General features: G+C 63.5%; 10 protein-coding genes and 1 pseudogene. 4 read left to right on the top strand and 7 right to left on the bottom strand.

Features of this window, described 5'->3' with window-relative positions; all coding sequences use genetic code 11:
• Positions 1-66 precede the first annotated feature (66 nt).
• Positions 67-1140 carry a D-alanine--D-alanine ligase family protein gene (locus AC0V8S_RS03940; protein WP_475436884.1) on the top strand — a complete coding sequence of 358 codons (1074 nt, stop codon included), beginning with the start codon at positions 67-69 and terminating at the stop codon, positions 1138-1140.
• 51 nt (positions 1141-1191) lie between these two features.
• Positions 1192-1458 (top strand): hypothetical protein, encoded by a 267-nt coding sequence (locus AC0V8S_RS03935; RefSeq protein ID WP_475436883.1) that lies wholly within the window; start codon positions 1192-1194, stop codon positions 1456-1458.
• An 11-nt stretch (positions 1459-1469) separates the two neighbouring features.
• Here AC0V8S_RS03935 and AC0V8S_RS03930 read toward each other — a convergent pair whose 3' ends face one another.
• Complete coding sequence (locus AC0V8S_RS03930; protein WP_475436882.1) at positions 1470-2021, bottom strand: autotransporter; 552 nt, start codon at positions 2019-2021, stop codon at positions 1470-1472.
• 78 nt (positions 2022-2099) lie between these two features.
• On the opposite strand from AC0V8S_RS03930, the gene AC0V8S_RS03925 reads away from it, so the two are divergent.
• Positions 2100-2846: a GntR family transcriptional regulator gene (locus tag AC0V8S_RS03925; protein ID WP_475436881.1), complete on the top strand. Its 747-nt coding sequence runs from the start codon at positions 2100-2102 to the stop codon at positions 2844-2846.
• Between the two features lie 24 nt (positions 2847-2870).
• Here the strand turns inward: AC0V8S_RS03925 and AC0V8S_RS03920 are convergent, their stop codons facing one another.
• From AC0V8S_RS03920 to dnaK, 6 genes are all read right to left on the bottom strand, one after another.
• Positions 2871-3158 carry a DUF1330 domain-containing protein gene (locus AC0V8S_RS03920; RefSeq protein WP_095202930.1) on the bottom strand — a complete coding sequence of 96 codons (288 nt, stop codon included), beginning with the start codon at positions 3156-3158 and terminating at the stop codon, positions 2871-2873.
• 16 nt (positions 3159-3174) lie between these two features.
• A complete protein-coding gene (gene pyrF / locus AC0V8S_RS03915; RefSeq protein ID WP_475438569.1) occupies positions 3175-3888 on the bottom strand; it encodes an orotidine-5'-phosphate decarboxylase in 714 nt (237 codons plus the stop codon).
• An 11-nt stretch (positions 3889-3899) separates the two neighbouring features.
• Positions 3900-4496, bottom strand: a complete 597-nt coding sequence (locus AC0V8S_RS03910) for an NADPH-dependent FMN reductase (protein ID WP_183464561.1) — start codon at positions 4494-4496, stop codon at positions 3900-3902.
• A gap of 236 nt (positions 4497-4732) precedes the next feature.
• On the bottom strand, positions 4733-5335 hold the full coding sequence (gene pmtA / locus AC0V8S_RS03905; RefSeq protein WP_183464562.1) for a phospholipid N-methyltransferase PmtA: 603 nt from the start codon (positions 5333-5335) through the stop codon (positions 4733-4735).
• 149 nt (positions 5336-5484) lie between these two features.
• Entirely contained in the window at positions 5485-6615 is a 1131-nt protein-coding gene (dnaJ, locus tag AC0V8S_RS03900) for a molecular chaperone DnaJ (protein ID WP_475436880.1), read from the bottom strand.
• A 222-nt stretch (positions 6616-6837) separates the two neighbouring features.
• A complete protein-coding gene (gene dnaK / locus AC0V8S_RS03895; protein WP_475436879.1) occupies positions 6838-8754 on the bottom strand; it encodes a molecular chaperone DnaK in 1917 nt (638 codons plus the stop codon).
• 212 nt (positions 8755-8966) lie between these two features.
• Here dnaK and AC0V8S_RS03890 point away from each other — a divergent pair.
• Positions 8967-11203: pseudogene (locus tag AC0V8S_RS03890) on the top strand (NHL repeat-containing protein).
• Positions 11204-11205 lie beyond the last annotated feature (2 nt).

Here is an 11205-nt window from a genome sequence, read left to right as displayed (position 1 = left end):
TCGCGAAAGCCGTTTGCCTCGGCCGTGCGATGGTAGGCGATCGCATCGCCGGGAATCGTTCATCTTATGTCGAGCCACAAGCCAACGCTGATCCTTGTCTACGAGCCGGAAAAGGCCTGTTTCGATCGTTTGATCGCCGACGGCTACCCACCGCAGCGCGCCACCGAAATCTCGTCCTATCTGGCGCAGTCTACGGATATCGCCCCCGACTTCGCGGCACTTGCCGCCGCCTGCGAGGCGCGCGGTCTCGCCTTCGCGCCGGTGGCGCTCGACGATGCCGCCGGGGCGCTGGAGGATGCGGATGCGGAAGGCACGCTGGTCTGGACGCTGTCCGACGGCGTCGCCTATTTCCGCGGTGGCGCCGCGCCCGCGCTGGCCAGGCTCAAGGGATTGCGGACGATCGGCGCCGATGATGCGCTGTTCGCGCTCTGCCAGGACAAGTTCCGCTCCGGCGCCGTCCTTGGTGCGCTCGGGCTGCCGGCGCCGCAGGCTGGCCTTGCCCGGGACGGCAAATGGCTGGTTGAGCCGCCGGCTTCCGCCGCCGGCTGGTTCGTCAAGCCCAACCGGCTCGGCGCCAAGATCGGCATCTGGCCGGATTCGCGCAGCAGCAATCTCGACCATGCGCTGGAACTTAGCCGGCGTGTCTTTGCCGCCTATCGCGACGATGTCGTCGTGCAGCCCTATGTCGCCGGCCGCAATGTCCGCGCCAGCTTCCTCGGGCTGACGCCGCAAACCGGCGTCGAAGCGCTCGGCATCGCCTTTGTCGATTCAGGCGCCGATTTCCAGACCATGGCGGACAGCATGGCGCTTTACGGCGAAACCGGCGAGGCGGCCAAGGCGGCAGGACTTTATGCCGAGCCGGATCTCGTTGCCGTCGCCGACGTCCAGCCAGGAGCCGACGCCAGGATCAGGGCGATCACCGAGCGACTGATCAGCGGGCTTGGCCTGCGTGACGTGTTCTCCGTCGACCTGCGGGTCGAGGCCGACGACACGGTCCACCTGATCGAGTTCGAAGTCTGCCCCGGCCTTCCTTGCTTCGATTTCCGCGCCTATTGCCGGTCGCAATGGGGCCTGGAGCTTGCCGACGCCATGGCCGAAACCGCCGCCAGCCGGCTGACCAGCCAGCGCCATCGCGGCTAGCCGGTATATCGCAAACCTCTGGTTGGTCGGACGCGGTTCTGGCTGCCCGCCTTGACGCTGACTGTCCTGTCTCTAGTGTCGGCTGACGACCCCAGCGAAGGCTGCGCGATGAACGACCTGTTCCACATTTGGCTGCTGGCCGCGACGGCGGCGGTCGTGGCGCTCGCCATTATCGCCGCGTCTGCCGGCGTCGACATGGCACTCTGCCTCGTCATCCTGATGCTGGCGCCAGCCGTCAGCGTGGTCGGGTACGAAACGCTCGGCCATCACCATCAGGCCGAAGCGCTCGCCGGCGACGAGCCCTCGACACTGCATTAGCCGATACCGGCCTATCCCTGCGATTGCGGGATGGGTCGCGCCCCGGCCATGTACCTGGCGTTGTCGAACGGCTCCGGCCGGCTGTCGGCCAGGCTCCATAGCTGGCGGTCGGTGCCTGGCAGATCGCCGAGATAGACATGCAGGGCGCCGGAGCGGGCACTACCGGTGTTGGCGACCGAGTGAATGGTGTTGGAAGACATGTGCACCAGCGCGGGCGCCGAAAAATCCTGCCGCTCTGGCGCGTCGACCTTTTCGCCGGCGAGCGGGTAGATGAAATTGGTCTCGCCGCCCCAGTAGATGCCGATCAGAGCGTCCATCAGATGGTTGTGCGGCGGATACTGGACGCCGGGCGAAAGCGTGATGTGGTAGATCGTCAACTGCGGGCTGGCATGCAGCAAAAGCTCGTCCTCATCCTCCTCGTGGACAAGTCCGCCGAGCGCATGGAAGCGGTTGGTGTAGTCGCGCAAGACGGCCTTGACCGCATCGAAGGGACGGGCGCCTGCCGCCGCGTTGACGATATCCTTGATCGCAGGGTAGAGAGGGGAGTCGGCGGATAGAGGCATGCCACAGCTCCTGACTGAGATGCTCAGTTAGAATAGCTAAGATGGCCAATGTCAAGGCCGATGCAAAGCGAGAGACGCATGAAGCCGACCAAAGCCACGCCACCGAAATCACCCGCGTCCCCAGGTGGGGCACCGGCGCTGTCGACGGCGGATCTGCTGCGCAGCGAACAGGCCTACGAGCAGCTGAAGAGCGATATCGTCGCGTGCGTCCTGTCACCCGGCGAAGCCTTGACCGAAAAGCAGATCGAGGCGCGCTACGGCATCAAGAAGGCGACGATCCGTTCAGCACTTGCCCGCCTCATGCAGGAAGGTCTGGTCAGGAGCGAGCCGCGCCGTGGCTATGTCATCACGACGCTGACTTTGCGCGACGTCAACGAGATCTTCGATGTGCGCAGCCTGATCGAGCCCGAAGTGTTCCGGGTTGCCACCACTGGCATCACCGAGCGCGGGCTGGAGGAGATCAGGCTGGCGGCCAGAAAGGTGCTGAAGCCCGAGACGCTGCGCAGCCCTGTCGCGTTCCTGGCGGCCGACCGTGCCTTTCGCCTGGCGATTGCCGAGCTTTCCGGCAATTTGCGGCTTGCACAGCTTCTCAGCCAGATCCTCGATCAGTCGGAGCGGGCGCTCCATCTCGGCTTCAAGTCGCGCGATTTCATGCCGCTGATCATCGAACAGCAGAAGCAGTTGCTGCAGGCCTGCGAAAGGAGCGACGTCCCCGGCATCGTGAAACTTGCCCGCTCGCAGTGCCTTGCCCTCAAGCACCAGCTGGTCGGCGCCCTGCTTGGCGGAGCCAAGCTGCGAGACGTGAACCTGCAGGACTTCGTCTGAAGTGCCGGCCCCGGTTGCCCCGCCTCAGGTCCCTTCAACCAGCACGATCTCGCCGTCGGCGACCTTCTGGCGAATGGCGACCGCACGCTGATATTCCGGCGAGTGGTAGCAGTCATGCGCAGCAGTGAGCGACGGGAACTCGATGATGACGTTGCGGGCCCGGCCTTGCCCTTCGGCAAACTCGTGCTCGCCGCCGCGTGCCAGGAATTTCACATCGAAACGATCGAAGGCGAGCTTGGCGGCGGCGACATACTCCTTGTAGCCTTCGGCATCGCGCACATCGACGCGGGCGATCCAGTATCCCTTGGGCATTGTTCTTCTCCCTATTTTATGCAGAGCGCATTTCGTCGAGGATCGCTTGCGCTGCCGCGCGGCGGTCGCTGGCCGCGACGATCGGCCGGGCCACCACAAGATGGCTGGCGCCGTTGCGGATCGCCTGCGCCGGCGTCACCACACGCTTCTGGTCGCCATGGTCGCTGCCCGCCGGCCGGATGCCGGGCGTCACCACTGCCATGTCGGGGCCGACGATGCGGCGCACCGCTTCGGCCTCCGCGGCCGAGCAGACGATGCCGCCCATGCCGGCATGCAGCGCCTGTTCCGAGCGCCGCAGCACCAGCGTGTGCGGGTCATATTCATAGCCGACATCGATCATGTCCTGCTCGTCCATAGAGGTCAGCACGCTGACCGCAAGCAGGCAAAGCTCGCTGCCCCTGGCCGCCTCCACCGCCGCCCGCATCGCCTTTGGGTAGGCGTGGATGGTCAGCATGGTCATGCCCATCTTGACGATGTTCTCGACGCCCTTGGCCACCGTGTGGTCGATGTCGAGCAGCTTCATGTCGAGGAAGATCTTGGTGCCGCCGCTGGCCAGTTCCCTGGCGAAGTCGAGCCCGCCGGCAAAGGCTAGCTGATAGCCGATCTTGTAGAAGGAGACGACACCGTCAAGTTCGCGCACCGCCTGCTCGGCTTCCCGCACGGTCGGCAGGTCGAGGCCGACGATCAGTCTCTCCTGCATGGATTTGGCCTGCATGGATTGGGTCTGCATGGTTGCGGCGATCACGCCTCGATCCGGGTCGACAGCATGCGCGAGGTTTCGATCAGCGTGCGGCATAGGTGCTCCATCGATTTGTACAGTCTTTCGTCACGGAAATTGCCGCCTGCGTCGAAGGCGTCGCCGCCGTCCGGCACCGAGCATTCCGGCGTCACCACCTCCATCTGGCAGCGTATCAGCACGGCGCGCAGATGGTTGATGCAGCGTATGCCGGCGAAGTGGCCGTTGGAGGATGAGCATAGGCCGACGACCTTGCCGGCAAGCGGCCTGACCGTCCGGCCGCCATCCCGGCGCACCCGGCTCACCCAGTCGATCGTGTTCTTGAGCAGCGGCGGGATCGAGCCGTTATATTCCGGCGTGGCGATCAGCAGGCCGTCATGGACTGAAATCAGACGGCCGAGTTTGACGGCGTTTTCGGGAACGCCTTTTTCCTTCTCGAGATCCTCGTCGAGGATCGGCAAGGGATAGTCGGCGAGCGAAATGCGGGTCACCTCGGCGCCTTGCACCGCAAGTTCCTTCTGCGCCACGTCGGCGGTCCTGCCGCTATAGGCGCCGCTGCGCACCGAACCGGCGAAGACGAGGATTTTCGGGATCACTGCCATTGGCCACCCTTGTTCCCGGACAGGTACAGCCAAGGTTCGATCAAATCAACGCGCCGTAGCCGAAAATCGAAACCGATTTGGCGCAAACGCGTGAAGGGTGTGCTGAGATTCAGGTCAGGCCGAGTCGAAAATGGTGGCTTCCGAGAACCGGAGCGGAGCGTACTTTTCGTAGGTGAGCACCGGAAGCGCAGGTATCAGCCATTTGCAGACCGGCCTCACCTGAATATCGGCACACCCTAATGCGCTTCGCGGCGATAAATCCAAAGCTGCGTCGGCGGGATGTTGCGGAAGATGAAATCGAAATGTTTCACCGTATAGTCGCCGCGGCCGGCCGGGATCGGCGACATCGGGCCATAGGTCAGCTGCACGATCGGCCGGCCCGCCGGGATACGGTCGAGCAGGCTCTCAATATAGGCGATGCGCTGGGCGACCGGGAAGTTGAGCAGCGGCACGCCGGACACGACGGAATCGAAGATCATCCCGCTCCTCTCGCCAAGCGTGGCGTTGAGGTTGAAGGCATCGCCCTCGATGACGTTGACGCCGGGATAGAGCTGGCGCAGATGGCGCACGAAATCCGTGTTGTATTCGACCGCATAGAGGTTTTCGGGCCGCACGCCCTGGGCGAGGATGGCGCGGGTGATGACGCCGGTGCCAGGACCAACCTCGAGCACCGGCAGGCCGGACTTGGGATTGACGATCGAGGCCATCTTGCGCGCGGTGATCGAACTCGTCGGAACGATCGAACCCACCGTCTTCGGCTTGTCGATCCAGCCCTTGAAGAATTTGAGCTCGTCGTCGAACTTTTCGGCAAGCGCCTTCCGCAGTCCGGGACGTGTCATGCAAGCTCTCCTCAACGCTCCCCGCAAGTTACTTAACACCTGCGTGACGCAAGGCAAGGCGCAGCGAGACGCATGTCGTGGATAAGATAGATTTCGTCGCGTCTCAAAATGCGGCGCGTTTCATCGATTCCCGCGCCGTTCTTGCACGATCAACGCTCGCCGAAGGATTCGAAGAAATCCTTCATGCGGGCGAAAAATCCGCTCGATTGGGGCGAATTGTCCTGCGAGGAGAGCTGTTCGAACTCCTCCAGCAACTCGCGCTGGCGGCGCGACAGGTTCTGCGGCGTCTCGACAGCGGTCTGGATGTAGAGGTCGCCGACATTGGGCTGGCGCAGCACCGGCATGCCCTTGCCCTTGAGCCGGAACTGGCGTCCGTTCTGCGTGCCTTCGGGCACTTTCACCTTGGTCTGGCTGCCGTCCAGCGTCGTCACCTCGAAGGAGCCGCCGAGGGCCGCCGTCGTCATCGAGATCGGCACCTTGCAATAGAGATCGGCACCATCGCGCTGGAAGAATTCGTGCGGCTTCACCGCCAGGAAAATATAGAGGTCGCCCGAAGGCCCGCCGCGCAGGCCGGCCTCGCCCTCATTGGCAAGCCGGATGCGGGTGCCGTCCTCGATGCCGGCCGGAATGTTGACCGACAGCGAGCGTTCCTCGGTGACACGGCCCTGGCCGGTGCATTTCGGGCACGGATCCTTGATGGTCTGGCCGCGGCCCTGGCACTGCGGGCAGGTGCGCTCGATCGAGAAGAAGCCTTGCGTCGCCCGCACCTTGCCATGGCCATGGCACATCGAGCAGGTCACCGGCTGGGTGCCGGGCTTGGCGCCGCTGCCTGAGCATTCCGTGCACGAGATCGAGGCCGGAACGCGGATTTGCGCGGTCTTGCCGGCAAACGCCTCTTCCAGCGAGATTTCCATATTGTAGCGCAGGTCGGCGCCGCGCTCGCGGCCGCCGGACGAACGGCGCTGCCGCCCGCCCATCATGTCGCCGAAAATATCCTCGAAGATATCGGCGAAACCGCCGGCGCCAAAGCCTTGCGCGCCGCCATTCATGCCGCCATGTTCGAAGGCGGCGTGGCCGAAGCGGTCATAGGCCGCACGCTTCTGCGGGTCCTTCAGCGTCTCGTAGGCTTCGTTGATTTCCTTGAACTTGTGCTCGCAGGAATGATCGCCGGGATTGCGGTCAGGATGGAACTGCATGGCTAGCTTGCGGAAAGCGCTCTTGAGCTCCTTCTCGTCGGCGCCCTTTTGCACGCCCAGCGTTTCGTAGAAATCAGCTTTCATTTTTTCCCGCTGTCCGGATGCTCAACGTCTTGATGCATTGTCGCGTCGTTTGCCGGCACGTCGCCTCGATTTAGGATCGGTGCCGCCCGGATGCCAGTGCTGGTAAGCGCCGGTCCGGGTTTTTCTGTCATTTTTTCGGAAAGGCCCGCATTTTTTCAGCAAGGGTTGCAAAAAAGCCCGGCTTTACGCCGGGCTTTCCGCTTTATTTTGCCGTCAGGCGGCTCAGGCCGACTTCTTCTTGTCGTCGTCCTCGTCGATTTCCTCGAAATCGGCATCGACCACGTCGGAGTCCTTGGCGGCATCCGCCTTGGCGTCGGCTTCCGCCGCTTCCTTCTGCGAGGCCTCGTACATGGCCTGCCCGAGCTTCATCGAAGCTTCGGCGAGCACCTGGCTCTTGGCCTCGATGTCGGCCGGATCGTCGCCTTCGGCCGCGGTCTTCAGCGCCGCGATCGCATCGGAAATCGCCGTGCGTTCGGCTTCCGAGACCTTGTCGCCATATTCCTTCAGCGACTTCTCGGACGAATGCACCAGAGCCTCGGCCTGGTTGCGGGCCTCGACCACGGCACGACGCTTCTTGTCGCTCTCGGCATTGGCTTCGGCGTCCTTCACCATCTTCTCGATGTCGGCGTCCGAAAGACCACCCGAGGCCTGGATGCGGATCTGGTGCTCCTTGCCGGTGCCCTTGTCCTTGGCCGAAACGTTGACGATGCCGTTGGCGTCGATGTCGAAAGTGACCTCGATCTGCGGCACGCCGCGCGGCGCCGGCGGAATGCCGACCAGGTCGAACTGGCCGAGCGCCTTGTTGTCGGCGGCCATTTCACGCTCGCCCTGGAAGACCCGGATGGTCACGGCCGACTGGCTGTCTTCAGCGGTCGAGAACACCTGGCTCTTCTTGGTCGGGATCGTCGTGTTGCGCTGGATCAGCCGGGTAAACACGCCACCCAGCGTCTCGATGCCGAGCGACAGCGGCGTCACGTCGAGCAACAGCACGTCCTTGACATCGCCCTGCAGCACGCCGGCCTGGATGGCGGCGCCGAGAGCAACGACCTCATCCGGGTTGACGCCCTTGTGCGGCTCCTTGCCGAAGAACTGCTTCACGATCTCCTGGATCTTGGGCATGCGGGTCATGCCGCCGACCAGGACAACTTCGTCGATCTCGCCAGCCTTCAGGCCGGCATCCTTGAGCGCCGCCTTGCACGGGTCGATGGTGCGCTGGACGAGGTCTTCGACCAGGCTTTCGAACTTGGCGCGCGTCAGCTTCAGCGTCAGATGCTTCGGGCCGGTCGCGTCGGCGGTGATGAAGGGCAGGTTGATTTCGGTCTGCGTCGTCGACGACAGCTCGATCTTGGCCTTTTCAGCCGCCTCCTTGAGGCGCTGCAGGGCGAGCTTATCGTTCTTCAGGTCGATGCCCTGTTCCTTTTTGAACTCGGCCGCCAGATATTCGACCAGGCGCATGTCGAAATCCTCGCCGCCGAGGAAGGTGTCGCCATTGGTTGACTTCACCTCGAACACGCCGTCGCCGATTTCGAGCACCGAAATGTCGAACGTGCCGCCGCCAAGGTCATAGACGGCAATGGTCTTGCCATCCTTCTTGTCGAGGCCGTAGGCAAGCGCGGCAGCCGTCGGCTCGTTGATGATGCGCAGCACTTCGAGGCCGGCGATCTTGCCGGCATCCTTGGTGGCCTGGCGCTGGGCGTCGTTGAAATAGGCCGGAACGGTGATGACCGCCTTCTCGACCTTCTCGCCAAGATAGGCTTCCGCCGTTTCCTTCATCTTCTGCAGGATCATGGCCGAGATCTGGCTGGGCGACTGCTTCTTGCCGCCGGCCTCGACCCAGGCATCGCCATTGTCGCCCTTGACGATCTTGTAGGGGACAAGCTTCTTGTCCTTTTCCGTCACCGGATCGTCATAGCGGCGGCCGATCAGGCGCTTGACCGCGAAGATGGTGTTTTCAGGATTGGTGACCGCCTGGCGCTTGGCCGGCTGGCCGACGAGACGTTCGCCGTCGCCCGAGATGGCGACGATGGAGGGCGTTGTGCGCGCGCCTTCCGCATTCTCGATCACCTTGGGCTCCTTGCCATCCATGATGGCGATGCAGGAATTGGTGGTGCCGAGATCGATACCGATTACTTTTGCCATTTTTCTAGTCTCTCCGCTAAGCAGGCTTTCAGGACCCATGAAGGCGTTCCGACGAAAGCCCCTGTTCATAAGAAATCCCGTTCGGCAACCGGGGTTCCGGCGCCGCACGGCTTGGCGCGTATATAAGAACAGGCGGCATCGGGCGCAAGCATTCTGCGCAAGGCTTCCATGAACCTTTCCACCGCCGCCCGCGACTGAGGTCCAGGTGCCGCATGGTGCGGCCCGGAAAGGAAGCCCCCATGACCAGCAACCCAGAGGCTCTGCGGTCTCCGGGAACAACAGGAGCTCGGCGCGACCACCGCCTTCGGGACGGGGTCGATGCGCTGGGCTTCCCGCTGATTCCGTTGACCCTGCGTAAGAGCAGGCGTATCGTGACAATGAGGAAAGCTGACAATTCGATCAGGGAAGAACGAGCCGGACCGCCGCGCCTTGCCCTGGTTCGCGCGGCTCAGCCGGAGGTTCCGCCCATAGACTTCGGGGGGAGTTCTATGTCTTGCGATCACGGCCCGTTCGTGCCTTCTTTCACCAGCCGTTTGCACCGTCTGATCAAGGCAACCGGCGGACTTCTCGTGTTTGCCCTGACCGCCAGCCTTTGGCTTGGCGGCGCCGCCAGGGCGCAGGACACCCAGATCATCTATCCCGGCTCGATGGCGGTCACCGGATTTTCCGGCACCATCATCCCCAATTTCGACGAAGGCCTGCCGCCCGGGGTCGATCCGGTCGATGAAACCTTTATCGACACCACGCGCGCCACCTTGCGCGTTTTCGACGTTTCGCATCTCGGTGGCCCGGCTGCGGGCCAGCTCGTCTTCACGCCGCCGCCTTTCGAGGTCACGGCCGGCCAGATCGGCCAGGTTTTCGGCGTCGCCTATGATGACGGCGTGCGCGATGGTGTCCCATCGGGCATTCCCAACCTTTACGCCGCCGCCACCTCGGTGCACGGCATCCGCATCGTCACGCCGGACGCAGACAGTGACGGCAGGCCGGAGCGTCAACGCCGCGGTACGGCAGGCGCCACCTTCATGGAAGGCCAGTTCGGCAGCGAAAATGGCGGCGGGCCGGGCACCATCTGGAAGATCGACGGCATCACCGGCCAGGTCGCCAAATTCGCCGACATCGACACCAACAGCGGTCCCGGCATCGGCAATCTCACCTTCGATCCGAACCACCGCCAGTTCTTTGCCTCCGACCTCGACACCGGCCTGATCCATCGCATCGACGCCACCGGCAGGCTGATCGACACGTTCGACCATGGTGTCGCCGGGCGTCCGGCGCATGGCCTGGCTCCCGTCGCCGACGATGGCGCGGTGATGGACATACAGGGTGCCGCCTTCGACACGGAAGATCCCGAGACCTGGGGCTACACCCAGGACGATCGCCGCGTCTGGGCGGTCTCCTACCATGGCGGCCGGCTCTATTATTCTGTCGGCGAAAAGTCGGAAATCTGGTCGGTGGGCATTGCCCGCGACGGCAGCTTTGCCGGCGACCCGCGCTGGGAATTGACGGTCAAGGCCGACAAGGACTACGCCGTCACCGACATTGCCTTCGACAATCAGGGCTTCATGTACCTGGCCCAGCGCGGCCCGGTCGAAAACCGCTATGATTACAGCCGCTTCGCCGATTCCGGCAAGGGCGAGATCATCCGCTATTTCAGAGAAAATCCGGACGATCCGGCAACGGAATCGGTCTGGGTGGAAGCGCCGCAGGAATATGCGGTCGGTTTCCCGCAAGGCAACCGGCAGTCGGCCGGCGGCCTCGACCTGCAATATGGCTATGATGCCGACGGCAATCTCGACACTTCGGTGTGCACGCAGACGCTGGTCAACACCGGCGACAAACTGCGCGACAATCCAACGCTTGCCGAGCAGCTCGCCGCTGGCGGGCCGCTCGCCGTGCATGGCGTGCAGATCACGCCCAAGGACCTGGTCAAACCGGCCAACGTGCCGCCTTTCGGCTCCTGGTTCGTCGATTTCGACGGCTATTTCGAAGATCCCGAGGTGGAAGGTCATGTCGGCGACGTCGCCGTCTGGCATCCCTGCGAGGGCCGTGCCGGCTACTATGAAGAAATTCCGGGCGGCTATCTGCCTCCCTTCTACCCGCCGGACTTCCCACCGCCCGGCAATCTGCCTCCCTGTCTCGATGTCGAGGACGTCCAGTACTACTGCACGCCTTCGGGCCTCGAGGCCGATCTCTATCTCCATGACCATGCCGGCTTCGGCGGCGATTCGATCAAGGCCCAGTCCAGGACGCCAGGCGTCGGGTGACTTCACCCATGTCGCATGCGCCCGGCACGCCATACACGATCAACATCACCGGCCATTATCCGGGCGACAGAGTGGATGTTGGACTTTGCTTCTACAGGAAGTCCGACAAGGACAAGGGTGGCTACTACCCTTGCTGCAAGATGACCTTGCCGCTCCGCACCCCAGCCGTCAGCTGCGAACGTTGAGG

This window comes from Mesorhizobium oxytropidicola (genome assembly GCF_056174625.1).
Note: the sequence above shows the minus strand (reverse complement) of the source record. Positions and strands in the feature narration are given on the sequence as shown.